Raw genomic sequence first — 23,912 nt, forward strand, 5'->3', positions numbered from 1 at the left:
CCCGGCACTACCCGGCCCGGACAGCCGCGCAGCGGGAACAATCACGTGCGCCCGGCCGATGACGCCGCCACCACCGCAACCGCAACCGCCACGGCAACTGCCACCGCCACCACCCAGCCCCTCGGCGAGATCCGCGGCAGCGTCACTCCGGTCCGTCGAGAAGACGTTGTGCGTAGAGGTTCGCCGCGTCGGATGTCTGCCCGTGGACCAGGTGGAACGCGGCTTCGGCGGTCAGACGTGCGGCGGTGGCGTGGCGCAGCATCGAGCGGGCTCCGGTTGCGGCGAGGCAGGCGGAGGCGCTCCGGAAGGCCAGTTCCACAGCGGCGGCGCGGATCGTATGCCGTTCCCGGGTGGCCTCGCCGGGCGGTGCGTGGTCGCACAGGGCGTAGGCACGCCTGCGCAGGATTGCCGCCCGCCGGGCGACGTCGATCGCGAGTTGTCCGAAGCCGTCCGCCGCGCCCGGCGCGGTGTCCGTACCGCCGGCGTGGGCGTGAAGGAAGGCCGTGGTCGCGCGGAGCGAGCCGAAGACGGCGGGGTGGGTGTCGATCGTGCGTTGGGTGTACGCACGCAACCAGTCGGTACGCGAGGGGAGGGCAACCACCTGGGCCGGCGTGACCCGTACCGCCCTCAGCTCGATGCCGACGGCGTGCGTGGCGCTCATGCTCCACAGGTCGTGGCGGCGCACCGTGCCGGGGCGGGAGGCGACCGTCGCGCACGGCAGGAGCGCCAAGAGGACACGGTCGTCCGGGGTCGCCGCTCCGAGCAGCACGACATCGGCCAGGCCCCATCCGGTGAACCACGGCACCCGCCCGGTCAGCAGCCAGCCGCCGCCGCGGGAAGCGGTCGCGGTGACGGCGGGGCGGCCGGGGTGGGCGAGGTGTGACACGGCGATGCCGCTCAGCGTGCGGCCGCTGGTGAGTTCCCCGAGCCATCGCTCGCGCAGTTCGCCGTTGTCGCTGGCCATGACCTCCCGGACCGGCTGGTGGTGCTGGGCGGCGACGAACCAGGTGGCGCCGTCCGCGGCGGCCAACACCTCCGCGGCCTCCCGCATGAGCCGGGCCCCCTGCCGCCCATCGCCGGCCGGTCGATGAGCGGCGAGGCCGAGCGTGCCCGCGCGCGCGAGGGCGTCCAGGTGCGCGCGGGGAACCCCGCTCTGCGCGGTGGCGTCCGCGTGCGGCCGCAGCAGCCGGTCGGCCACGTGGACGGTTGCGGCCAGGACGGGATGGGCGAGGAGCTCGGGCGCGGTACCCAAGGCGAGCGCAGCGGTCATCAGGCGCCCGCGGCCGCCTGCGGGGTGACCAGGCGTGTGGGGGTGAGGTCGGGCGCGGCGAGGTCGGCGGCGAGCTTGGAGAACTTTTCCCCCAGCGGTCGCACGACGTTGCGTTCCACCTCGTAGTAGCTGGTCAGGTTGGTCATCGGCACCCGCTTCAGGTGCCAGCGGCCCGTCAGGTTGCAGCCGATCTCCTGACCGGCGAAGTTGCCCGTGGCCCAGCCGTCGGCCTCGTCGTCCAGGGTCCGTTCGACCCGGAAGTAGTTGAACAGGCTCTCCGCCGTGGCCCGTACCTTCTCGTGTGGATCGTCGGGCCTGGGGTCGGCTACGCCGAACCAGCATTCCGGCTCGGCGGCGTCGCGGACGTACGCGTCGTTGAAACCCAGCCACGGCCAGATGAAGGCGATGAGCCGGGCGTCGGCCGTCGGACACTCGTCGATGACACATCGCCCGGGTACCCGATCGGGATCGACGTAGAAGCGCCCCAGCCAGGTGGGCAGCCACAGGTAGAACGGGTAGGAGCTGTCGTCGGCGAGCAGATAGCTGTTGGCGTTGGAGAACAGCTCGTTGCCGGCGATCGGGCGCAGCCTGACCCCGTACTCGGGTATCGCGAAACGCACGTTGACGACCTCGAAGAAGGCCCGAATGTCGCGGAAGTACTCCGACAGGCCGTCGTAGGCAGCGGGCGCTTTCGCCAGAACGTCTTTCCTGAAGATCACAGATTCTCCCTCGACGACGTTCGACGACCACCGCGTTTGGTGACTCTATGGTGCAAGGGGTGAACGCTACGGTAAAGAGTGATGAATGGAATGGCGCGAACTGGGGGGCGCGACCACGACCGGCATCGCCGTCGTCGGCGCCGGTGTGGGTGGCTGCTACACGGCGTACCGCCTGAAGTTCGGCCGCGCCGGCCCTCCCCACACCCCGGTGACGTTGTACGAGCGTTCCCACCGGACCGGCGGGCGCATCCGGTCGGTCGCCCTCCGAGGCGTGCGCGGCGGCTGGGCCGACCTCGGCGCCATGCGCCTGAACCGCGAGGCGACCCTGGTGATGAGCCTCCTCGACCACCTCGGTCTCGGCTCCCGTCTCGTCCCCTTCGAATTCGGCCGCGGCGAGAACCTGACGTACGTGCGCGGTACGTTGCTGCGCCAGCACCAGCTCGGCGACCCCGGCTCCCACCTGCCGTACCGGCTGCGCCGCCGCGAACGCGGGTACGGCCCGGACGAACTGACCCTGCTCGCGGTGGAATCCGCGATCGGCGGATTCCAGTGGCTGCGCGCGCGCTATCACCGGGCAGTGGCGCACGGGCGCCGACGGGACGCCCACACGCACGCCGGCGTCTACCGGTCGCTTCGGGACACCGCCACCGTCCTCGGCCGGCCGCTGAATCGGCTCGCCTGGTCGTCCGTGCTCGAAGCCGCACTCAGCGCCGAGGCGGTGCGGTACGTGGACGACACCGGCGGCTACGACAGGCACGGCGGAAACGCGGCCGACTGGATCGACGTACTGTTCCACACCCCGCCGCACGCCCGATACGTCACGTTGTCCGGCGGCATGCAGTCCCTTCCCACCACTTTGCACGAGTCCTTCGAGGCGGCGGGAGGGCGAACCTGTTTCGGCCATCGACTGTGCCGGATCGACCGAGCCACCCCCGATCCACAGTCCGTACGTGAGGCGCCCGCCTACGAGCTGACCTTCGCGCTCGAAGACCGCGCGGGCCGGGACACCGGAGACCGGCTGCGAGTGCGAGCCCACGCCGTCGTACTGGCGTTGCCGCAAGGCGCGCTCAGGCACGTCGACGGAACGGCCTTCGCGCCGACCGAGCGGCTGCGCCGGAACATCGAGGCGGTCCAGGCGGTGCCCGCGCTCAAGCTCTTCCTCGCGTACGCCGAACCGTGGTGGCGGGAGCGGGGCGTGACCACGGGGCGCAGCACCACCGACACCCCGTTGCGACAGCTCTGGTACGGAGGCATCCGCCCGCCCACATCCCCCGACAAGGGCCCCGCGCTGCTGCTGGCCGCCTACCCCAACGGCGCGTCGGCCGGGTACTGGGACCGATTCGACGCCGGCCCCCGCTATCGCGGGCCGGACGGCGAAGTCTTCGACCAGGCGCCGCGGCCCAGTGCCGCCATGGTCGACCACGCCCACGAACTGCTGTGCGCGATGCACCGGGTACGCATCCGGCCACCGCTGGCGGCGTGTTGGCAGAACTGGTCGCGTCCGCCACACGAGGGCGCGTGGCACGTGTGGCGGCCGAATCGCCGCTCGCATGCGATCGCGGCCGATATGCGCAGCCCCGTGCCCGGCGAGGCCGTGCACGTGGTCAGCGACTGCTGGACATCCGACCCCGGCTCGATCCCAGGCGTGCTGGACTGCGCGGAGCGGGTCCTCCAAGACCATCTCGGCCTCGCTCCGCCAGTGTGGCGAAACCGTCCCACTCGTGATCGCAGCCCCTCGTGACACCCGGAGGAAACCCATGCCCGTACCGCCTGCCCCGCACGAGGACTATCCGCTGCTCGACGAGAGCGGCCTACGGCGCTATCTGACGGGTGTGCCGACGCTGGTCGGGCGGCTGGGAGGGGCACCGGCCGACTGGGTCGTGCGCGAGATCGGCGACGGCAACGTCAACTTCGTCTTCGCCGTCCACGGCCCCCAAGGCGCCGTCTGCGTCAAGCAGGCCGTGCCCTATGTCCGCGCGATCGGACCCGAATGGCCACTGACGCCCGACCGCATCCTCTTCGAGCACCGGGCGATCGTCGAACACCGCCGACACGCGAGCGCGTACGTGCCCGAACCCCTGCACATCGACGCGCAACTGCGTCTGCTGGCCGTCGAATACCTTGACGGGCACACAGTCATGCGCCACGGCCTCACCACCGCGACACGCTACGGGCACTTCGCCGATCACATGGCCGAATACCTGGCGCGAACCCTCTTCTTCACCTCGGACCTCGCGCTCCCGGCACACCACAAACGCGCCCTGATTTCCTGGTTCGAGACCAACACCGAGATGTGTCGAATCATGGAAGACATGGTCTTCACCGACATCTATCTGCCCCACCCGCGCAACGAGTGGACCAGCCCCGAACTCGACGAAGACGTCGCCCTGATCCGACAAGACACCGAACTGAAGCTGGCGGTGTCCCGGCTGAAATCCCGCTACCTCAGCGCACGCGACGCACTGATCCACGGCGATCTGCACACCGGCTCCATCATGATCTCCGACGACCGCGTGCACGTGATCGACCAGGAGTTCGCCTGCTACGGCCCCCTCGGCTTCGACCTCGGCAACGTGCTGGCCCACCTGCTCATCAGCTACTTCGCCCAGGAACAACGCGAACACACGCAAAAGCAATGGCTGCTCGAAACCGTCGAACGCCTCTGGGACGGTTTCCGTGAACACTTCGCCGCGCTTTGGCGCGCCAGTGCGTCCGGCGACGCCTACCCGCAGGCGATGTTCGCCACCCCGAGCGACCGGACCGCTCTCGAAGAAGAACGTCAGGACTACCTCGACCGACTCTTCACGGAAACCCTCGGCTTCTGCGGCGCCGAAATCCTACGCCGCGTCATCGGCTTCGCCCGGCCCACCGACTTCACGTCGATATCCGATCCCCGACGACGCGCTGCGTCCGAGCGTCGCGCCCTGCGCCTGGCCCGCGACCTGGTGACCGGCCCCGGCCGGTACAAGAGCGCCGCCGACCTCACGGCCGCCGCCGGGCACGACGGTCCGTGTACGGCGAGGGCATGAGGCGTTCGCACCCGGCCCGTTCGGCTCGGATGCGGTGTCCGTCGACGACGCGCTCCAGTTGCTCCAGCGCCTGTGCCACGTCGGCGGAGGGCGCTCTTTCCTGAGCACTGCGGCCAGGGCGATGAGGATCGCGTCGCGGTCCCCGCGCATCGTGCGTGCTCACTTCCCTGGCAGTACGCAACACCCGCGCCGGCTGACGCCCCTCCCTTCGGGGCTACCTCGTACGGGACGACGATCGGTCGAGTCGGTCGAGTCGGTCGAGTTTGATCCCGCGTACTTCAACTGGGCTACAGGCAAAGCGAGTTCAACAATCCACGCCCGGACCGACACGGATACCGGGGCCGGTCGCCGTGGCGTCGGCGATATGGTGATGCCCTTTCCGGTGGATGATCGGGGCAGTGGTGCAGTTCTTGTTGATCGCCTACGACGGAACCGACCAGGACGCTGTGGCCCGCAGGCTCGCGGCCCGGCAACGGCACATCGAGCTCGGCGACACGATGGTCGCCGCGGGGCGGATGCTCTTCGGCACGGCGATCCTCGCCGCCGACGGACGGATGATCGGTTCGATGCTCGTCCTGGACTTCCCGACGCGCGAGGAGCTCGACGCCTGGCTGGCGATCGAGCCGTACATGACCGGCGATGTCTGGCAGCGTCTCGACATCAGTCCGTGCGCGGTGGGGCCGTCGTTTCGTGGGATACCGGGTCGGCCGACGGAGCTGCCCTGAACGAGGGGACGACCCGGCGGCTGTGCCGAGCTGACGTACCGGCAGGGTGAGACGTACCTCGACCGGATCCGGGTGGAGTTCCGGACCGGTCGAGGTGCGCTCCGACTGGATCGATTTCTCGGTGACGTGCGATCCGCGGACCCTTACGGACGAGGGCTACTGCTCCACGAACGCCGTCGATGCGGCTCTCAGGCGTGTGCGGTGAAGACGGGCAGGTAGCCGCCGGACTGTCCGGCGCGGGTGGGGTGGTACGACTCGGTGAGGTTGAACCAGTTCACGCTGTGCAGCCACTCCGACCCGGAACAGATTTCGTGGCCGGTGAAGGCGGGGACGACATCCGCGAAGTCGTAGCCGTGGTTGGCCGCGCGCTTTGCGACGGCGGTGTTGAGGTAGTCCGCGGCCTCGTTGATCGCGGATCGTGCCCTGTCGCTCAGCCCGAAGGTGCAGCCGTCGCCGAGCTTGTAGAAGCGGGGGTAGCCGATGACGACGACCCGGGCCGAGGGAGCCTTGGTTCTGATCGCCGAGTACACCGAGTCGAGCTTTCCGGGCAGGGTCGAGTCGACGTAGCTCTTGGCCTGGTTGATCCGGCTGATGCAGTTGGACTCGGACTGGAGGACGCAGGTGATCATGACGTCCGAGAAACCCGCGTCATTGCCGCCGACGGTGATCGAGACGAGGTCGGTCGCGGAGCTGAGGGGGGCGAGCTGACCGGCCTTGACATCATCCGTGCGAGCACCCGAACAGGCGGTGAACGCGAACGACGAGGGTGAATGCGCGGCCGCCCAAAGCTTGGGGTATGCCTTGGTGCTGCGCATGCAGTTGCCGCTCGCGCTGTCGTAGCTGCCGGCGCCGACTCCCGCGGAGTAGGAGTCGCCCAGGGCCACGTAGTCGAGAGCGGCGGCGTTGTCCGAGGCCTGTGTTTGGCCGGCTCCGGTGAGAGCGAGGACGGCGCCGAGGAGGAGCGAGGATGAGAATGCCGCGATTCGGGACAGTTTCATGGAACCTCCCAGTAGCAGGATCTCTGCCTCGACTTTCTTAGCAGCACCCATACTTCACCGGAAGTACCCATACCAGGTGAATCGGCGAGAGCTCCTTGGGGCGCTTGCGCGACACGCGCCCGTCGACGTCACTCGGGGTTTACCGACCTTGTCTTCCTTCTTTCGGTGAGATCGCCGTTTGTTGTCCTTCGCGTCGGTCGCGTCCGTGCTCTTTCTCGGGTGTGCGCCTTCGGGCGTGGCGGGCGTGGTGGGGGAGCCGAAGCCGCCCGTGGGGTGCAGGGTGCCGGTGGGGGCGCCGGCCGCCAACGCCCGGGCCGCGTCGGGGTCCGCGAGGGCCGCGGCGAGGGTGTCCTGGAGTTCGCGCAGGGTCGCCTCGCCGATGGCGGGGTGTCCGCGAGCGGCGGCGAGGGCCTGGGCCCGGCGCTGAAGGGCATCGATCATCCGGTGGCGCTGTCGGGAGAGTTCCCGCAGTTCGCGGCCTTCCAGGTGCTCCTGGGCTCGGCGCATGGCCGGGCCGAGCTCCAGGAACGCGTCGATCTCCTCGCGGTGTTCGCGGACGAGCAGGTTCGCCGGCCAGGCCGCCAGGACCGGGCGCCGCAGCTTGCCGATCCGGCCGGAGGCGGCACGGTCGCCGGTCTTGCGGGCCTGGGCGGCGTACGTGTCACGGGCGGTGGTGAACTCGTCGGGGGAAAGCCCGTACAACTCGTCGACCACCGCGTCCTCGTCGACGGCTCCGGCCTCGGTGTTCGGCTGCTTTGTGCTCACGCCACCCCTATTGCCCTCCCGGAGCCCGCTCACCCTCGCGGCCCCGGACGACACTCGCCCGGGCCGGCTCCGATGGCCGGTCGGCCGGAGGACCCGTCGGACACGACCGTGGCGCGCCGACAGGGCGGGGGCGGGAGTCGGTGTCGCAAGCCTCGGTGCGCTGATGGCGGTGGATCACGGAGCGAGGACCTGTCCCGCGGCCATCGCGGATGCCAGGACGCCGCCGATCACCACGGCCGACGCTCCGGCGATCGGCAGTCGCAGGGTCCATGTCCGCAGCCTGGCCGACTTGGACGCCTGGGCCAGCAGCACGTCGCGTCCTCGCAGCACGGCCAGACCGACGCCCGCGAGAGTCAGTGCCATCCCGACCCCGAAGGCCGCCACCATCAGGATGGCGATGCCGAACCGACCGGTGAGCAGCCCGGTGAGCAACACGAGGAACGCCGAAGGGGACGGCAGCAGGCCGCCGGACGTGCCGAGCAGCACGAGGCCGCGCCTGGTGAGCAGCGATTCGGTGGGGACGACATGACTGTGCCCGTGCTCATGCCCATGCCCGTGGCTGTGCCCGTGCCCGTGCCCGTGCCCGTGCGCATGGTCGTGCCCATGCGCATGGCTGTGCGCGTGGTCGTGGTTGTGCCCGTGCGTGAGGCCGGCCCGGTGGCGCCGCAGCAAGCCCACGCCCACGCCGACCACGACCAGCGCGGCGATCAGTTGCAGCCAGCCGGTCAGCGCCGCCACGTCCGGGGCGCTCTCGGCGGCGAGCCACCACCCGACGGCGAGCGCGGCCACGGACACGGTGTGCATCGCGGCGACGATCAGGCCCAGCCACAGCGCGTGTGGCGCCCGGCCCCGGCCGCCGATGAGAAAGCCCGCCGCGAGCGTTTTCCCGTGGCCCGGGGCGCAGGCGTGGAAGGCGCCCACGAGCGCGGCGACGAGCAGCGCCAACGGCAGCGCGACACGGTGGTCCAGGAGTGCGGTCAGATCCGTGGTCCAGACACTGAAGGGCCCCTGCGGTCCGCCGGCGTCGTCGGCGTGGTCGGCGCCCGATGGGCCCAGGGCGAGCGTACGGGTCGGCTCGTTCGCCGTGTGCAGTCCACCTGCGCCCGTCGGCGTCACGGAGATCGTCCGGTACCTCGAGTCGACGTTCGACAGCGCGGTGATGGACAGGGCGACAGTGTTCACCGGCTCGGGGCAGCCGTAACGCAGCCGGGCGCCGTCGCCGGCCAGGCGCAGGGTGTTCGCCTCGTCGAGTCGGCAGGCCACTCCGTTTTGGCTCACCTTGACGTGTGCGCCCAGGTACTGCGCTTCGGAGACCGCCTCGGCCTTGGCCGCCTCGCCGAGTACGGTCAGATCGTCCGCCGCGGCCGACCAGATGACGTTGACGGTCGTGCCCTCGGCCGCGATGCGGACGACCGGCGGGGTGCCGAAGGGGTGCGCCTCGGCCACGCCCGCGAGTCCGAGGACCGACGCCGCTGCCGCCAAAGCGCCCATGAGCAGGAGACGAAGCGCTCGGGAACGAGCCGCCGTAAGGGGGTTCACAGTAATTCTTCCGATCGACGGTGCCCCGCGGGTTGCCCTCCCCGGCCGGGGAGGGCAACCCGCGAAGCGTGGATGTGCCTACCGGTGCGGCGTCAGCCGGTGTGACCGCGCAACTGCCGGGCCGCCAGCGCGTGGATCGTCCCGTCGTCGGTCAGGGCGAACAGCCAGTCACCGCTGACGGACGGCGCCGAAGCCAGCCCGGCGCCGAGGTTGTACTCGGTCAGCAGCTTGCCGGTGGCACGGTCCAGGACGACGAGCCGACCGTCCCAGGTGCCGGCGTACACGAGGGACTCGGTCACCAGGGCGTGCATCGTCGGCGACCCGGCTCCCGGGGTGGTGCAGCCCATCGCGACCCGCCATTTGTCGTCCTGGGGGCTCTCGCCGGGCAGATAGCCGACGCGGGTCTCCCACAGCGGCTTGGCCGGGTCGACGGCGGTGGTGTCGTACGCGCGGACGATGCCGTCGCGACCCGCGATGTAGGCGATGCCGCCCCAGACCGCGGGACTGGTCACCGGGGCGGGGCCGGGCTCGCAGGAGCTGGATCCGCCCACACTCGACTGCCAGGTGACCGCACCCTGCTTCCTCGGGTCGTGCCCGCGGGCGCCGCTCGCCGTCATCGTCACGAGCTGCGGGTTGCCGTTCGCCGGGTTGGTGAGGACCGGGGAGGAGTGGCTGTCGATCCCCCCGCCGGTGCCTTGCACCCACAACTGGCTGCAACTCGCGAGGTCCATGGCGACCAACGTGCTGCTGGAGTCCGTGTGCAGGTAGGCGGTGTCGGAGCCCGGCTCGCGTACCGCCGTGCTGTGGAACTGGCCCCAACTGGTTGCTCCGCCGAAGCCGCCCAACAGGTCACCGCTCTTGGCGTCGCGGCACTGGATCCTGTTCCAGTCCTGGTAGACGGCGACTGTTCGCTGCGCGTTCTTCAGCTCGAAGACGCTGACCGGGCCTCCGGCACGGCCGTATCGGCGCACCGTATCCCCGTGCTGCTCCTCGTTCTCGATCGCCTGCCAGGCGACCCGGCCGTCGGACGCGTCGAGTGCGTAGATGCGGCCGACACCCGTCGTCAGGTAGACCTTTCCGTCGTGGAACGTCGGCGCGGACTCCGCGTCGCCGTCCAGATACGTGCGCCAGACCTCGCGGCCGGACTTGATGTCGTAGGCGAGCATCATGCTGTGCGGCGAATCGAAGGCCCGGGACGAGACGATCACCTTGCCGTCGACCACGACCGATCCATTGAGGTTGAACTGCTCGCCGGTATTGGCCGCCCAGCGCAGGTCCAGCGCGGTTCCCGGTTCATCGGCACTGGCGGAGCGGCCCGCTTCGTCCCCGCCCTGACGAACCCAGTCCTGACCGGTGTTCGGCTTCTCCAACCGGCCGCCCGGAACCACCTCGAAGGTGTTCGTGATCGTGGTCCACGGCTTGCCCGCCGTGTCGACCGCGGTCATCTCCGCCGTGTACGCGCCGGGGGGAAGAGGCTTGGTCGTGTCGCTTGCCCGGGTCCAGGAAGTCCGCGCCGCCGGACACGGCTCCGGTACGCCCCCGGGGGGTGTGTAGCAGTTCCGGATGCCCGTCTCGGGGACCTTCGCACCGAACGTCAACCGGCTCTCCTGCCGCACCTTGCCGCGCGCGTCGCGGATGGTGAGGCGGGCCGTGGCCGGAGTGCGGCCGTCGTCCTCGGCATACAGTTCGATCGGGATGGCGGTACCCGTGCCGTGCACGCTGCCCTGCGCGGGGCTCACCAAGGCGGCGTCGTCGTCGATGGCGAATTGGCGGTGGACGCCCATCACATAGCCGGTGTCCTCGTTCCCCGGGGTGCCGGGGTTGTCGGTGATCCCCTTGAAGTCGAGGACCTTGTAGTCCGGACGTGCGCCGTCGATGCCGTACGTGCCTTGGTTGTTGATCTCGACCGACCGGTCGAAGGCGCCGCGGCGGAACTCGGCCTGTTGGTTGTGGCCGGCCGCGAACATGCGCACGTCGTACTTGGAGAGTTCGTCGACGGTCGGCTGCATTCCGGCGCCGGGGCCCCACACGGTGAACAGGGAGCGATGCGCGAAGACGAACACCTGCTTGCCCACCGCGTGGCGCTTGAGGTCCTCGCGCAGCCACGCCAACTGCGGTGCGAGGCCGCTGGAGTCGTAGTTGTTCTCAAGTACGACGATGTGGCGGCCGTTGCGGTCGAAGCTGTACCACTCGGGGCCCATGTTCCTGCGGAAGTACTCCAGGCTGCCGCCGTATCCCTTGGAGGTGGCGGTGCCACCGACGTCGTGATTGCCCACGACCGGGTAGAACGGGTGCCCCAGTTTGCCGTCGACCAGTCCCTTGCGGAGGATGTCGTACCCGCCCTGACGGCGGGGCTCCGCGGCGTAGTCGGTGACCGTCAGGTCGCCCGTCGTGATGGTCAGGGTTGCCTTGTCGACCTCGGACATCGCCTCGACCTGGCCGGTCCACTGCGGCAGCGTCGTGGCCGCGGCCCCGTCCTGGGTGTTGCTGACCTCGACGTCGGAGACCATCTCCCATGTCTCGGTGGGATTCGCGGCGTTCTTGTCCGGCATCAGGGCGAAGTCGACGCCGGTGCGCGGCCCAGTGCCGTCGGGCACCTTGCGGAAGAACCCCGGGACGTAGTCGTTGCGCAGGGTGGGCGTGTACCCGTTCGGCGAGACGATGCTGACGAGGTCCGTCTCCCGGCGCGACAGGTCCACCGGCAGGCTGTACGAGCCGTCGGCGCCGGTGGTCGTCCAGACCGCACCGTCGGTGACGTCGACGCCCGGCATGGGCGTCTCGCCGTTGTCGCGCACCCCATTGGCGTTGCCGTCCGCGTACACCGTGCCCTGAACGGTCACCACGTCGGCGGTCACCGCCTGGTCGGCCGCGAACGCCACTCCCGAGGTTGCCTGCTGCGCCAAACCGGCCAGGACCGCGGCACCGCCGAAGGCGATCCTCGTGCGGCGCCGGCGGGAAGTGCGGACCGGACGCGGCGGCATCGCGCGGTATCGGATCACCAGACGCGCGATGAGCAGCGCGATCGCGGCGGCGAGCGCCACGCCCACCATCAGCGGGCGCCAGGGGAACGAGGGAGTCGTGGGAGCCGCGTGGACCCCCGCCGCGTCGACGATCGGTGTGGCGGCGGTCGCGTCGACCGTCGTGCCGTCGAACTCGGTGACCACTTGGGTCAGCCCGCCCTGCTTCAGCAGCGCGGCCAGGTCCAACGCGTCGACGTGGCAGCCCCACGCCAGTTCGATCACGACACCGCCGGGGACCCCGCCGCTGTCGCCGGCGACGCCCGATCCGCTCGCCGGGCAGTCGGCGGTCAGCAGGCGCGACGCCCAGGCACCGGCCTGCTCCGGGGACACCAGGTCGCGGTGGACGATCAGCCGCCCACTGGTGACTCCATCCTTGGTCGAGACAACGAGTTCGGCGTGCTGCGGCGACACGTGCGCCGATGCGGACTGCACTCCGAAGCACAAAGCGAAGACGAGCAGCACAAGACCTGTCTTGGCTGCTACACGTATCCATTTCATGCCGCGGAGGCTATTTCCGTCGGGGCGCGTTTTGCGCCCTGTGGGCAGAGAATTCCTCGTCGGGACGGCGAGAGTTCGCCATTGGGTCATGTCACGACGAAGCGCGATGCAGTCCCTTCACGCAACCGCCGCACGCAGGTAACCCGACAGACGTCCGGCGAGTGCTAGTGCCGCGCCCGAGCGGCTCGCGATCACCCGACCGGTATGTACTGCGGCAGTTGTCGACGGCTAGCTTGCTAGCTTGCTAGCATCGACGTCGTGGGTGACGAGGATGTGAAGCAGTTCAACGTGTACTTGCCGATCGGGTTGATCAGGCAGGTCAAGCACCGTGCCATCGAGTCGGAGCTGTCGCTGTCGGCGTTGGTCGCCGCGGCGCTGCGCGCCTACCTCGACGACACCCAGGGTGAACGAGAGCCATCGTCCGAGAAGGAGAACTGACATGACGACCGAAGGCATCGAGGCCGTGTTCCTGGAGACGCACAACTGGGGCAAGGCCGCCAAGTTCTTCCAAGGGCTGGGATATGAGCTGGAGTTCTCGACGGATCACAACTCCGGCCAACTTCGCAACGGCGACGGTCCCTACCTGTTCATCGCCGAGGTTCCCGAAGACAAGGAGCCCGAGATGCGGCTCGTACTGAAGGTGCCCGACGCGGATGCGTTCCGCCCCGCCACCGGTGTCGAGGTGGTCGCCCCGTTCGCGGACACCCATTTCGGGACCAGGGAGATGACCGTTCGCGACCCCGACGGGCGTCTGTGGAGCCTCCAGGCCCCGGCGCAGCGATGATCACGGGAGACGGAGAGGAAGCGCATCATGACTGACGAACAGACCGCGGAGCCGGACAGCACGGCGGTGCGGGTGGCCCTGTGGCGGGCCTTGCACGTCCGGATCGACTCGCCGCCCCACGTGCTCGAGGACGAGATCGGCTTACGGCTGGCCGCCCCGGGCGACGATTGGCGCAGCCGCGCGGACATGGACCCGAGCACGACCGACTGGTTCCGGGCGGCAATCGTGGGCCGGGCCCGTTTCATCGAGGACCTGGTCGTCGAGCAGGCCGGCCGTGGCGTCGGCCAATACATCATCCTGGGCGCCGGCCTGGACACCTTCGCCCAGCGCAGGCCCGAGATCGCCTCCCGCCTGCGGGTGTTCGAGGTCGACCAACCCGAACCCCAGGCCTGGAAGCGCCGGCGTCTGGCCGAGCTCGGCTTCGGCGTCCCGGACTGGCTGCGACTGGTGCCGTTCGACTTCGAGGCGGGCGGGTCGTGGTGGGATCAACTGACGACTGCCGGCTTCGACCCGGACCAGCCGGCCGTGGTGGCCTCCACCGGCGTCGCCTTGTACCTGACCAAGGACGCGAACGCGGCCACGCTGCGCCAACTCGCGTCGCTCGCCCCGGGCTCCACGCTGGCCATGACGTTCCAGCTGCCGCCGGAGCTTCTCGACGAGGACAAGCGCGCCGGATTCCAGGTCGCGGTCAACGGGGCCAGAGCGGCCGGGACGCCGTTCATCAGCTTCTTCGCGCCGCCGGAGATGCTGGCAATGGCCGACGAGGCCGGATTCAAGGAAACCCGGCACGTGTCGGCGTCCCAGCTCAACGATCGATACTTCACCGGCCGCCCGGATGGCCTTCGCACGTCGAGCGGTGAGGAACTGCTGGTAGCCACTACCTGACCCGCCTCCGCTCCACAGCCCGCCCGGCGGTGTCCGCAGCCTGGAAGCGCGATTGACGGGAGGGCCGGATCCGTTCGGAATCCGGCCCTCCTTTCGCAGTGCGGGACCCTAGACCTGTCCTAGGGCGTGTCTTCAATCCCCCGCCGAGCACCACGACGCCCGGCATCCGCCCTTCGGGCTCCTCGCTGCGCTCGCCTCGCCGCACCGGAGAAACAGCCGAATAGAACCACTATGCGGCTGCTTCTCCGGCACGCCGATGCACGGCACCGGACGCCGCGGAGCCCGACGGGGGATTGAAGACACGCCCTAGCGCTTGACCTCGAAGATCGCGGACGACGCTTGGCCTTCGCCGAACTCCCAGGCGGCCACCAGAGTGTGGCCGGGTTGTTCGGCCGGCCAGAGAAGGTCTGCCGGGCAGTGGTCGGTGCCCAGGTAGAGGCCGCCGGCGCTGCGCGCCGACTGCGCGGTCAGGCACAGCATCCGAAGGTGGTCGCGCAGCGCCGGGTGGTCGATCCGTTCGAGTGCGGCGGCCCACTTCGGTTCGGTCTCGGCGTCGGTACGGAAATCCGCCAGGTCCGCAGGCGATCCCATGGTCCACGTAGCCGCGCGCATGGCGTCGAACAGCGTGGCGTCGGTGGCCACGCGCGCGAGCACCGTCACGAACACGTCGTCCGGGGCCACGTCCTCGCCGTCCAGCAGCCGCGCCAGATCGGCCCCGTTCACCACGAGCCGGGACTCGTCCAGCGAGACGGCCCGCGCCCCGGCCGAGACGTTCCCCTCGAGGAGGAACAACGAACGCCCCAGATCCAGTTGCCAACGCGTCCAGCTCAGCGGGTAGTCGTCCGCTTCGAAGTCCTCCGCCTCCGGTGCGACCACCGCCCCGAGCACGTCGGCGTCCTCGAAGAACTCGAAGAACTCCGCCGACATCATGTCGTCCCAGTGGTACAGGACGTACGCCGCCGACGGATCGAACTCGTCCAGCCGGCGGCCCAGAAGTGCTTCGAACGCGCCGGCGAGTTCCCCCCTCCAGCTTTCTGCGGAATCGTCCAACTGCACACTCTGCACGGGTGGTTCGGATGACATGTGAGCTCCCAAAGACGACGAGTCAGCCCCGTCCTACCACCGCGCCCCGACAAGCGTGACGGCACCGGCCGTCGGCGGCCGTCTCGATCGGGACGGCAGTGCGGTGGCGCCGTGGTCCGCGCCGGCCATCGCGTCGGGTTGTTCAGGTGTAGGCCGCGCTGTTGTTCACCGCGCCGAACCGGGGAAAGATCCTCTCCACGGTGAAGTCGTGCTCGTCGGCCGTGAATCCGGACATCGCGTCGGCGACGAACTCCACGTCGTAGCCGTGGTCGCTCGCGGCCCGCGCCGTGGACTCCACCCCCATGGTGGTGACCAACCCGGCGAGTACCACCGTGTCCACATCCCGCTCGCGCAACCGGTCGTGCAGGTCGGTGTCGTGGAACGCGCCGACCGTACGCTTGACGATCACGATGTCGCCGGGCCGGACCAGACCGTCGACGAAGTCGCTGCCGGGCGGCTGTTCGCTCGTATTCGGCCTCTCCACCCGAACCGCCACCACCGGGCGTTGGTTCGCCCTGAACACCTCGGCCAGCCGACGACAACGCGCCAGTACCTCCTCACCGGAGTGCGGCGCAACGGGCAAGGCGACGATGCGTGGCATCAGGTCGATCAGGATCAGCGCGGTGGTCACGGAGACGATCGTAGGCCAAGCCCGCGAGACGTCACCTGCCGCGACCGGCCGCACCGAATCGGCGCCACCTCGCAGTCCTCCACCCATCGCGAACCGCCCTGCCCGAAGGGTCGTGAGGACGGATGGAAAAGTTTCCTTCCGGCGGAGTTCCGCCACGGCCGGTTCAGCCGAGTAATCGCCATGCGGAGAAAGGCGCGTCCGGCGCGTTCGTGGTCTGGGTGGCGGCGTACAGGTTGGCGTCCGTACCCAGCCGGAACAGGACGAGTCGGCCGTCGGGACCGTAGCCGGTCGCCGGAGTGTCGGCGGCCGTGCCGGCCAAAGCGGTCCAACTGCCGAAGCCCGCGTTCGGGGCGGTCTGCCGGCAGATGCTGATACCGCCCGATGCGTTGCGGGCGTAGAGCAGGACGCGGCCGTCCGACAGCACGGTGGTCCCGCCGATCTCCCTGGTGCCGCCGTCGCCGCCCACGTTGGTCGGACCGGTCGACCAAGGGCCGCCCGCGGAGGACTGGGTGAGTACCGCGACGTCGGCGGTGCCGTCCTCGCGGTAGAACACCTGGATCCGGCCGTCGGCGTTGCGCACCGGGGTCGGGCCGCTCGCGACATTGGTCGCGACCAGCGGCGAGGTGCGGTCGAACACGGTTTTGGTCGCCGACTGGTACCACGTGGACAGCAGGCCGTTGCGGGAGTCGTCCAGCGCGTAGCCGAACAGCTCGATCCGGCCGGCGTTGCCCACCACGGCGGCGAGCTCGTCCTGCAAGCCGCTGCCACCCAGGTCCGTCCAGGTCAGGTCCCAGGCCCCGGTGACCGGGTTCGTCTGCACCACGGTGCTGACGCCGCCGCCGCCGTTCTTGACGAAGATCTGCAGCAGGCCGTCCTGGTTGCGGACCAGGATCGGCGTGCCGATCCGCGGCCTGTTGGCCGGGGCCGCGATGTCGTTGGGGTTGCCGAAGTCGGACCACGATGTGGCGAAATCGCCGTTGACCGAGGTTTGATGGATCGTGGTGACCCGATGGTTGTCCAGCCGCCGACCGACCACCTGAAGCCGCCCGTCCGGGTTGTTCGCGACGGACAGCCCCGGGGCCGGCGGACCGCCGGGTGAGGGCAGGCTCCGGGCGCTGCCCCAGGTGCCGTCGGCCGCCTGACGCCAGAACAGCACCTGGTTGCCGACGACGACGAAGGCCTGAAGCGTGTTGTCCGCGTTCCGCCCCACCCAGCGGCTGCCGCGGGACCATCGCACGTATTGCGGCTTCCCCCAACCCGAGGTGGTCGCGCCGTGCGTGGCGATGTCCGTGTACGCGAGCAACACGGCCGTCTTCGCGGCCTGTTCCGTCGAGCAGATGTCGTCGGGGGAGTTCGCGGTGCCATATCCGCGATACGAGGTGACAAGGATGCGGCGACCCGTGGACCTCTGGTACTGCGAAACGGCGTCGTTGGCGAGTATCGCGGCCGAGGTGTGGTCGAGGTGGTCGCTCGCGTAGCGCGGGTCCGGAAGGTCGTCGAGCGTCCGCAGCACGCCGGGGGTGAAATGGTCGAACAGCGTCACCAGCGCGGTCAGGAGTTGGGCGCGGGTATACGTGAATACCGCGTCGACGCCGGTGACCGCGGAGCGCGGGTTGACGGTCCGCGCAGCGGAGGTGCCGGCAGCCAGGCCCGGCAGGCTCGTGCCGTCGGGGAGGTTCATGAAGACCAGGCGCACGTCGGGGCGCTGGTCCAGGGTGAACACCTCGACCAGGGAGGTCGGCACCCCCAACGCCGCACCGCTCCAGGTCGGTGCGCGCACCTGCGCCGCCTCGGCGTGCGCGGCCATCAGCCCGAGTTGGCGCGTGTGCAACGGGTCCTGGATCTCGCCGGCCGTCAGGAACACCGACGTGGAAGCCGCGCCTGCCCGGATCCCCTCGATCATCTCGGGATTCATGAAATACAGGTCGTCGTCGGGGTGCGCGGCGATCTGCATGAAGCCGTCGGGTGTGTTCACGCTTTCCTCCGTCGACTGGGAGAGGGATGCGTCGTCATCCGCGGGCCACCGCTTGATGTGGATTCGACCCGTTCAGCGAGGAACGTTGGCGTTCTGTGCTCATTGCTTGACACACCGTCCGGAAACGGGTCGGAAAAGTAGAGCCGGTCGCCCGATGGGAACCTGCGTTCGATCTCTTGAAAAGACTACGCCTGAGACACCGGCGTCACCCGGGAAGCCGAGCGGCCCGCCAACGCCGCCGTCGACCGCGGCGAGGTCGTCGCACTCGACCTCGGGGACGGCACGGTGCGCGGGCGGCAGCGCTTGACCGTCGGGGCGGCGACGGCGTTGCCGATCGCCCTGACGGCCACCGAGCCGCGCCGACTCGTCAGCGGCACCGACGACGGGCGCATTCGGCCCGAGGCGCCGTGTCGGAACACGTCGTAGAGCGTCGGGACGGGCCTTCGGCGGGCGGCGGCAGATTCAATCGGGTGACCTTGTCGGTGGGTCTCGACTGCGGAGGTCGCATATGGGGCGAGGATCGATTCCGGTCGGGTCTCGCGGCTCTCGCCGCTGGGTGGCGGCCCGGAGGATGGCATGCGGATTTTGCTCGTCGCGAGCGTGTTCAACAGTCTGACCCAGCGTGTTTTCGCCGAACTGGGCGACCGCGGCCACACGGTGGCGGTATGCGCGGGCGTCGACGACGACCTGCTTCGGGAGGCCGCGAGCCGGCACGCGCCCGACCTGATCGTGGCCCCGATGCTCAAGAGCGTGATTCCCCGGGACATCTGGTCGGCGTACACCTGCCTCGTCCTGCACCCCGGACCGCTCGGCGACCGAGGCCCCTCGTCCTTGGACTGGGCGATCCACGAGGGCAACACCCGGTGGGGCGTGACCGTTCTCCAAGCCGACGACGTCATGGACGGCGGCGACGTGTGGGCCTCGGTCGACTGTCCCCTGCCACCGGCGATCGGCAAGAGCGACTTCTACCGCAACGAGGTTTCCGACGCCGCCCTCGAAGCCGTGCTCCTCGCCGTGCGGCGATTCGCGTCGGGGACCCATATTCCGCGCCCTCAGCATGGGCCCGGCTGGGACATCGACGATCACACCAGGCCGTATCACCGCCAAGTCGTGCGCCGCATCGACTGGTCGACGGATTCGACCGACACCGTGTTGCGCAAGCTGCGGGCGGGCGACTCCCAGCCCGGTGTCCTGGACGATTTCCTCGGCGGCGAGTGGTTTCTCCACGGTGGCCACGCCGAGGACGAGTTGCGCGGCAGTCCCGGTGCGCCGATCGCCACCCGCGCCGGAGCGCTGTGCCGGGCGACGACCGACGGCGCGGTGTGGATTCCGGAGTTGCGACCCCGACGCCGTGCGGGCGGTCCGCCGACCTTCAAGCTGCCGGCGACCATGGCTCTGGGCGCCGGGCTTCCCCCGCTGCCCGAGGTGCCCGCCCCGCTCGTGCTGCCCGAGGGCCGCCGCACCTGGAGCGACATCCGCTACCGCGAGGACGGCCCGGTCGGTTTCCTGGAATTCGGCTTCCCGGGCGGTGCGATGAGCACGGCCCACTGCCGGCGACTCCTCGACGCCTACCGGCACGCGTGTTCCCGGCCGACCTCGGTCCTGGTGCTCGGTGGCGGCCGGGACTTCTTCTCCAACGGCATCCACCTCAACGTGATCGAGGCGGCGCCCGATCCGGCCGCCGAGTCCTGGGCGAACATCGATGCGATGGATGATCTCGTGGAGGCGATCCTGACCACCACCGACCGCCTGACCATCGCGGCCGTCGCGGGCAACGCGGCCGCCGGCGGCGTCATGCTGGCCCTGGCCACCGACGAAGTCTGGTGCCGCCACGGCGCACTGCTCAACCCGCACTACCGTCTGATGGGTCTGTACGGCTCGGAGTACTGGACGTACACGCTGCCGCGCCGCGTCGGAGCGACCGTCGCCGAACGCCTCACCCGACAGGCTCTTCCGGTGACCACGGCCACCGCCCATCGGCTGGGTCTGGTGGACCGGGTCGTCGCGGTCGGACCGCAGTCCTTCGCGGGCGAGGTCGCCCGGCTGGCCCGGCTCACCGCGTCGAACCCGCACGTGCAGAACCGGATCGGGACCAAGAAGGCGATCCGCGAGCGCGACGAGGCCACCAAGCCGCTGGCCGACTACCGGGCGGAGGAACTGGCCGCCATGCATCGCAACTTCTTCGCACCCGGCGAGTCGTACCACGCGCGGCGCTCCGCCTTCGTACGCAAGGGGCCCGCCCCGTGTACACCGCCGCACCTCGCGACCGAGGCGTCCGGTACGGCCGCGATTCCCGACTGACGCGCGTGGCCGACTCGGCCGCGGCCCGGAGCGACCGCGACCCACCGGCCGCCGACCCACCGGCCGCCGACCCAACCGAGGAGCGGTTCGGACCCGGTCCGCGGCACACCTGTTCGGCCCAGTCCGCAAGCCCATCCGACCCGGTTCCTGCTATGAAGAACAAGGTCCGTTTTGTCGGAGTCTTCCATCTTTTGAGGAGGCATTCGCATGGATGCCGCATCGATGAACGCCGATACCGCCGCAGGGCCCGCCGGGCAGCCACCTCCGGACGAGGAACCGCTGGTTCATATTCTGTGGATCAACGCCGGCCTGAGTTGTGACGGCGACTCCGTGGCGTTGACCGCCGCGATGCAGCCGAGCATCGAGGACATCGTCACCGGCACACTGCCGGGCTTGCCCAAGATCGCCGTCCATTGGCCGCTGATCGACTTCGAGTGCGGCCCGGTGCAGGGCGCGGACAACTTCATCGAGTGGTTCTTCAAGGCCGAGCGCGGCGAGCTCGATCCGTTCGTGTTGGTCGTCGAGGGCTCGATCCCGAACGAATCGATCAAGGCCGAGGGCTACTGGTGTGGCTTCGGCGACAACCCCGAGACCGGTCAACCCATCACCACGAGCGAATGGCTCGACCGGCTGACGCCCAAGGCCACCGCGGTCGTCGCGATCGGCACGTGCGCGACCTACGGCGGCATCCACGCCATGGCCGGCAACCCCACCGGCGCCATGGGTGTGCCCGACTACCTCGGGTGGGACTGGAAGTCCAAGGCGGGCCTGCCGATCGTGTGCGTGCCCGGGTGCCCCATCCAGCCCGACAACTTCTCGGAAACCCTGACCTACCTTCTCTACCAGCTTGCCGGATCCGCACCGATGATCCCCTTGGACGACCGGCTGCGCCCGACATGGCTGTTCGGCGCCACCGTGCACGAGGGCTGCGACCGGGCGGGCTACTACGAGCAGGGCCAGTTCGCCTTGAGCTACGACTCGCCGAAGTGCCTGGTCAAGCTCGGCTGTTGGGGACCCGTGGTCAAGTGCAACGTCCCCAAGCGCGGCTGGATGAACGGCATCGGCGGATGCCCGAACGTCGGCGGAATCTGCATCGCCTGCACCATGCCGGGCTTCCCCGACAAGTTCATGCCGTTCATGGACGAACCTCCCGGCGCCAAGGTCTCCAGTTCCGCCAGCACCGCGTACGGCGTGGTGATCCGCAAGCTCCGCGCCATGACGGCCAAGGCCGTCGACAAGGAACCCAAGTGGCGCCACACCCGCCGCGAGCTGACGACGGGCTATCGACCGCCCTGGTGATCGTCCAACGCTCACGACCGCGCGGCGGCCACTCCTGGCCCGCCGACGTCCTCGCTTGAAGAAGGGCACGACAGACACGATGGCAACGAAGACGAAATCGTCCGGCGACGGCCTGGTGGAGATGTCCTGGGATCCGATCACCCGGATCGTGGGCAGCCTGGGGATCCACACGAAGATCGACTTCAAACAGAAGCGGGTCGCCGAGTGCTACAGCACATCGTCGGTCTTCCGCGGCTACAGCGTCTTCATGCGCGGCAAGGATCCGCGCGACTCGCACTTCATCACCAGCCGAATCTGCGGCATCTGTGGGGACAACCACGCGACGTGTTCGGTCTACGCGCAGAACATGGCCTACGGCGTCAAGCCGCCGCACATGGCCGAGTGGATCATCAACCTCGGCGAGGCCGCCGAGTACATGTTCGACCACAACATCTTCCAGGAGAACCTGGTCGGGGTCGACTACTGCGAGAAGATGGTTCGCGAGACCAATCCCGGCGTGCTGGAGATGGCCGAGCGTACCGAGGCGCCGCATGCCGGCGACCACGGTTACCGCACCATCGCGGACATCATGCGCGCACTCAACCCCATCGAGGGTGAGTTCTACCGCGAGGCCCTGCAGGTCAGCCGGTACACGCGGGAGATGTTCTGTCTGATGGAGGGGCGTCACGTACACCCCTCCACGCTCTACCCGGGCGGCGTGGGCACCATCGCCAGCGTGCAACTGTTCACGGACTACCTCACCCGGCTGATGCGCTACGTCGAGTTCATGAAGCGCGTGGTGCCGCTGCACGACGACCTGTTCGACTTCTTCTACCAGGCGCTGCCCGGGTACGAGGAGAACGGCAGGCGCCGCATCATGCTCGGCTGTTGGGGTGCGCTCAACGACCCGGACCACTGCGATTTCACCTATCGCAACATGACGGACTGGGGCCGTCGGATGTTCGTCAGCCCCGGCATCATCGTGGACGGCAAACTGATCACCAACGACCTCACCGAGATCAATCTGGGCATCCGGATCCTGCTCGGCAGCTCCTACTACAAGGACTGGGAAGGGCAGGAGCAGTTCGTCACCCACGACCCGCTCGGCAATCCCGTCGACGCCCGGCACCCGTGGAACCAGCACACCATCCCGGATCCGCAGAAGCGGGACTTCGAGGGCAACTACAGCTGGGTGATGTCACCGCGCTGGTTCGACGGCAAGGACTATCTGGCGCTGGACACCGGAGGCGGCCCGCTCGCCCGCCTGTGGTCCACCGCCCTGAACGGCCTCGTCGACTGCGGCTACGTCAAGTCCACCGGCCACAGCGTGCAGATCAACCTTCCGCGCACGATGACCAAGCCCGAGACCACGTTCGAGTGGCGGATTCCGCAGTGGAGCAACACCCTCGAACGCAACCGGGCCCGCACGTACTTCCAGGCGTACGCCGCCGGCGTCGCCCTGCACTTCGCGGAGAAGGGCCTCGAGGAGGCCCGCGCGGGACGCACACAGACGTGGGAGAAGTTCGAGGTTCCGAACGAGGCCGTCGGGGTCGGTTTCACCGAGGCGGTACGCGGTGTGCTCTCGCACCACATGGTGATCCGGGACGGCAAGATCGCCAACTACCACCCGTACCCACCCACGCCGTGGAACGCCAGCGTACGGGACAGCTTCGGCACACCCGGACCCTACGAGGACGCGGTACAGAACACGCCGATCTTCGAGGAGAACAGCCCGGAGAACTTCAAGGGCATCGACATCATGCGGGCCGTGCGCAGCTTCGACCCGTGTCTGCCCTGCGGTGTGCACATGTACGTCGGCGGCGGCAAGACGTTGCGTCAGATGCACGTGCCCACCGGACTGAGCGGTTTCGGCGGATGAACGCCGAGCAGACCGGCCGCAGGGTCGAGGAGGTCCTCGAGCGCCTCGCGGAGAGCGGTGACCAGGCGGCATGCGCGGCCGCCGAAGAGCTGGTGCGGGTCCTGATGGAGTTCTACGGTGCCGGCCTCGCCCGGCTGACGGGACTGCTCGACGCGTCCGGCGGTGACCTTCGGGCGGCCTTGGACGACGAGCTGGTGACCGGTTTGCTGGTGTTGCACGACCTGCATCCGCACGACGTCGACACCCGCATCGAGCGGGCGCTCAAGGCCGTCACGGCGCATCCGGCCGAGGTCGTCGCCTTCGACCCCGACGCCGGAACCCTTCGGCTGCGCCTGGCCGACGGCGGTGGAGGGTGCGGGTGCGCGAGCACCGAGAACGCGGCCAGGGAGAGCATCGAGGCGGCACTGGGGTGCTTCGCCCCCGAGGTGGCGTCCCTCGAACTCGAGAAACCCGAGCCGCGCGCGCCCGAGCCGACGCTGTTGCAGATCGGCGCACGGCCGCCCGAACTCGCTCGGGAGGGCACCCGGTGACCG

19 protein-coding genes are annotated in these 23,912 nt (G+C 69.4%); 10 read left to right on the top strand and 9 right to left on the bottom strand.

The annotated features are described in order from the left end of the window. Nucleotides 1–142: 142 nt before the first annotated feature. Both OG928_RS43950 and OG928_RS43955 read right to left on the bottom strand, forming a co-directional pair. Nucleotides 143–1,270: an acyl-CoA dehydrogenase family protein gene (locus tag OG928_RS43950; protein WP_331767625.1), complete on the bottom strand. Its 1,128-nt coding sequence runs from the start codon at nucleotides 1,268–1,270 to the stop codon at nucleotides 143–145. Beyond that, the gene (locus tag OG928_RS43955) at nucleotides 1,270–1,989 is read right to left on the bottom strand and encodes a hypothetical protein (RefSeq protein ID WP_331767626.1); all 720 of its coding nucleotides are present in this window, start codon (nucleotides 1,987–1,989) and stop codon (nucleotides 1,270–1,272) included. The genes OG928_RS43950 and OG928_RS43955 overlap by 1 nt, the downstream gene beginning before the upstream one ends. An 85-nt stretch (nucleotides 1,990–2,074) precedes the next feature. Between OG928_RS43955 and OG928_RS43960 the strand changes: the two genes are divergently transcribed. The 3 genes from OG928_RS43960 (at nucleotide 2,075) to OG928_RS43970 (ending at nucleotide 5,743) form a co-directional block, all read left to right on the top strand. Then, nucleotides 2,075–3,730 carry an FAD-dependent oxidoreductase gene (locus tag OG928_RS43960; RefSeq protein ID WP_331767627.1) on the top strand — a complete coding sequence of 552 codons (1,656 nt, stop codon included), beginning with the start codon at nucleotides 2,075–2,077 and terminating at the stop codon, nucleotides 3,728–3,730. A 16-nt stretch (nucleotides 3,731–3,746) separates the two neighbouring features. Next, complete coding sequence (gene mtnK, locus OG928_RS43965; protein ID WP_331767628.1) at nucleotides 3,747–5,018, top strand: S-methyl-5-thioribose kinase; 1,272 nt, start codon at nucleotides 3,747–3,749, stop codon at nucleotides 5,016–5,018. 398 nt (nucleotides 5,019–5,416) lie between these two features. Beyond that, nucleotides 5,417–5,743: a YciI family protein gene (locus OG928_RS43970; RefSeq protein WP_406291831.1), complete on the top strand. Its 327-nt coding sequence runs from the start codon at nucleotides 5,417–5,419 to the stop codon at nucleotides 5,741–5,743. A gap of 188 nt (nucleotides 5,744–5,931) precedes the next feature. On the opposite strand, the gene OG928_RS43975 is transcribed toward OG928_RS43970, so the two are convergent. From OG928_RS43975 to OG928_RS43990, 4 genes are all read right to left on the bottom strand, one after another. After that, nucleotides 5,932–6,741, bottom strand: coding sequence for an SGNH/GDSL hydrolase family protein (locus OG928_RS43975; RefSeq protein ID WP_331767630.1), 810 nt, complete (start codon nucleotides 6,739–6,741; stop codon nucleotides 5,932–5,934). Nucleotides 6,742–6,795: 54 nt separating this feature from the next. Further along, nucleotides 6,796–7,506, bottom strand: a complete 711-nt coding sequence (locus tag OG928_RS43980) for a hypothetical protein (RefSeq protein WP_331767631.1) — start codon at nucleotides 7,504–7,506, stop codon at nucleotides 6,796–6,798. 174 nt (nucleotides 7,507–7,680) lie between these two features. Continuing rightward, nucleotides 7,681–8,997: a hypothetical protein gene (locus OG928_RS43985; RefSeq protein ID WP_406291833.1), complete on the bottom strand. Its 1,317-nt coding sequence runs from the start codon at nucleotides 8,995–8,997 to the stop codon at nucleotides 7,681–7,683. A 140-nt stretch (nucleotides 8,998–9,137) separates the two neighbouring features. Then, nucleotides 9,138–12,563, bottom strand: a complete 3,426-nt coding sequence (locus OG928_RS43990; protein WP_331767633.1) for a PQQ-binding-like beta-propeller repeat protein — start codon at nucleotides 12,561–12,563, stop codon at nucleotides 9,138–9,140. A 258-nt stretch (nucleotides 12,564–12,821) separates the two neighbouring features. On the opposite strand from OG928_RS43990, the gene OG928_RS43995 reads away from it, so the two are divergent. From OG928_RS43995 to OG928_RS44005, 3 genes are read left to right on the top strand one after another with little or no spacing between them, the layout of a single operon-like run. Continuing rightward, the gene (locus tag OG928_RS43995) at nucleotides 12,822–13,001 is read left to right on the top strand and encodes a CopG family transcriptional regulator (protein ID WP_331767634.1); all 180 of its coding nucleotides are present in this window, start codon (nucleotides 12,822–12,824) and stop codon (nucleotides 12,999–13,001) included. A gap of 1 nt (nucleotide 13,002) precedes the next feature. Next, complete coding sequence (locus tag OG928_RS44000) at nucleotides 13,003–13,347, top strand: VOC family protein (protein WP_331767635.1); 345 nt, start codon at nucleotides 13,003–13,005, stop codon at nucleotides 13,345–13,347. A 27-nt stretch (nucleotides 13,348–13,374) separates the two neighbouring features. Continuing rightward, entirely contained in the window at nucleotides 13,375–14,232 is an 858-nt protein-coding gene (locus tag OG928_RS44005; RefSeq protein WP_331767636.1) for a class I SAM-dependent methyltransferase, read from the top strand. A 306-nt stretch (nucleotides 14,233–14,538) separates the two neighbouring features. On the opposite strand, the gene OG928_RS44010 is transcribed toward OG928_RS44005, so the two are convergent. The 3 genes from OG928_RS44010 to OG928_RS44020 form a co-directional block, all read right to left on the bottom strand. Beyond that, nucleotides 14,539–15,315 carry a hypothetical protein gene (locus OG928_RS44010; RefSeq protein WP_331767637.1) on the bottom strand — a complete coding sequence of 259 codons (777 nt, stop codon included), beginning with the start codon at nucleotides 15,313–15,315 and terminating at the stop codon, nucleotides 14,539–14,541. Nucleotides 15,316–15,457: 142 nt separating this feature from the next. Beyond that, a complete protein-coding gene (locus OG928_RS44015) occupies nucleotides 15,458–15,946 on the bottom strand; it encodes an isochorismatase family protein (protein WP_331767638.1) in 489 nt (162 codons plus the stop codon). Between the two features lie 163 nt (nucleotides 15,947–16,109). Beyond that, nucleotides 16,110–17,921, bottom strand: a complete 1,812-nt coding sequence (locus OG928_RS44020) for a PIG-L family deacetylase (protein WP_331767639.1) — start codon at nucleotides 17,919–17,921, stop codon at nucleotides 16,110–16,112. A gap of 576 nt (nucleotides 17,922–18,497) precedes the next feature. Here OG928_RS44020 and OG928_RS44025 point away from each other — a divergent pair. The 4 genes from OG928_RS44025 (at nucleotide 18,498) to OG928_RS44040 (ending at nucleotide 23,909) form a co-directional block, all read left to right on the top strand. Then, the gene (locus OG928_RS44025) at nucleotides 18,498–20,222 is read left to right on the top strand and encodes an enoyl-CoA hydratase-related protein (RefSeq protein WP_331767640.1); all 1,725 of its coding nucleotides are present in this window, start codon (nucleotides 18,498–18,500) and stop codon (nucleotides 20,220–20,222) included. Nucleotides 20,223–20,444: 222 nt separating this feature from the next. After that, the gene (locus tag OG928_RS44030; protein ID WP_331767641.1) at nucleotides 20,445–21,521 is read left to right on the top strand and encodes a hydrogenase expression protein HypE; all 1,077 of its coding nucleotides are present in this window, start codon (nucleotides 20,445–20,447) and stop codon (nucleotides 21,519–21,521) included. A gap of 79 nt (nucleotides 21,522–21,600) precedes the next feature. Then, on the top strand, nucleotides 21,601–23,379 hold the full coding sequence (locus OG928_RS44035; RefSeq protein ID WP_331767642.1) for a nickel-dependent hydrogenase large subunit: 1,779 nt from the start codon (nucleotides 21,601–21,603) through the stop codon (nucleotides 23,377–23,379). Beyond that, nucleotides 23,376–23,909, top strand: coding sequence for a hypothetical protein (locus tag OG928_RS44040; RefSeq protein WP_331767643.1), 534 nt, complete (start codon nucleotides 23,376–23,378; stop codon nucleotides 23,907–23,909). Before OG928_RS44035 ends, OG928_RS44040 begins: the two co-directional genes overlap by 4 nt. Nucleotides 23,910–23,912 lie beyond the last annotated feature (3 nt).

Origin of the sequence: Embleya sp. NBC_00896 (genome assembly GCF_045207785.1) — a bacterium.
In the GTDB taxonomy this organism is placed as follows: domain Bacteria; phylum Actinomycetota; class Actinomycetes; order Streptomycetales; family Streptomycetaceae; genus Embleya.

What these genes read in the sequence shown, in the direction of transcription:
- OG928_RS44040 (WP_331767643.1), top strand. Translation starts at nt 23,376, where the DNA reads ATGAACGCCGAGCAGACCGGCCGCAGGGTCGAGGAGGTCCTCGAGCGC.
- OG928_RS44010 (WP_331767637.1), bottom strand. Translation starts at nt 15,315, where the DNA reads ATGTCATCCGAACCACCCGTGCAGAGTGTGCAGTTGGACGATTCCGCA.
- OG928_RS44035 (WP_331767642.1), top strand. Translation starts at nt 21,601, where the DNA reads ATGGCAACGAAGACGAAATCGTCCGGCGACGGCCTGGTGGAGATGTCC.
- OG928_RS43990 (WP_331767633.1), bottom strand. Translation starts at nt 12,563, where the DNA reads ATGAAATGGATACGTGTAGCAGCCAAGACAGGTCTTGTGCTGCTCGTC.
- OG928_RS44000 (WP_331767635.1), top strand. Translation starts at nt 13,003, where the DNA reads ATGACGACCGAAGGCATCGAGGCCGTGTTCCTGGAGACGCACAACTGG.
- OG928_RS43975 (WP_331767630.1), bottom strand. Translation starts at nt 6,741, where the DNA reads ATGAAACTGTCCCGAATCGCGGCATTCTCATCCTCGCTCCTCCTCGGC.
- OG928_RS43950 (WP_331767625.1), bottom strand. Translation starts at nt 1,270, where the DNA reads ATGACCGCTGCGCTCGCCTTGGGTACCGCGCCCGAGCTCCTCGCCCAT.
- mtnK (WP_331767628.1), top strand. Translation starts at nt 3,747, where the DNA reads ATGCCCGTACCGCCTGCCCCGCACGAGGACTATCCGCTGCTCGACGAG.
- OG928_RS44005 (WP_331767636.1), top strand. Translation starts at nt 13,375, where the DNA reads ATGACTGACGAACAGACCGCGGAGCCGGACAGCACGGCGGTGCGGGTG.
- OG928_RS43960 (WP_331767627.1), top strand. Translation starts at nt 2,075, where the DNA reads ATGGAATGGCGCGAACTGGGGGGCGCGACCACGACCGGCATCGCCGTC.
- OG928_RS44030 (WP_331767641.1), top strand. Translation starts at nt 20,445, where the DNA reads ATGAACGCCGATACCGCCGCAGGGCCCGCCGGGCAGCCACCTCCGGAC.
- OG928_RS44025 (WP_331767640.1), top strand. Translation starts at nt 18,498, where the DNA reads ATGCGGATTTTGCTCGTCGCGAGCGTGTTCAACAGTCTGACCCAGCGT.
- OG928_RS43985 (WP_406291833.1), bottom strand. Translation starts at nt 8,997, where the DNA reads ATGGGCGCTTTGGCGGCAGCGGCGTCGGTCCTCGGACTCGCGGGCGTG.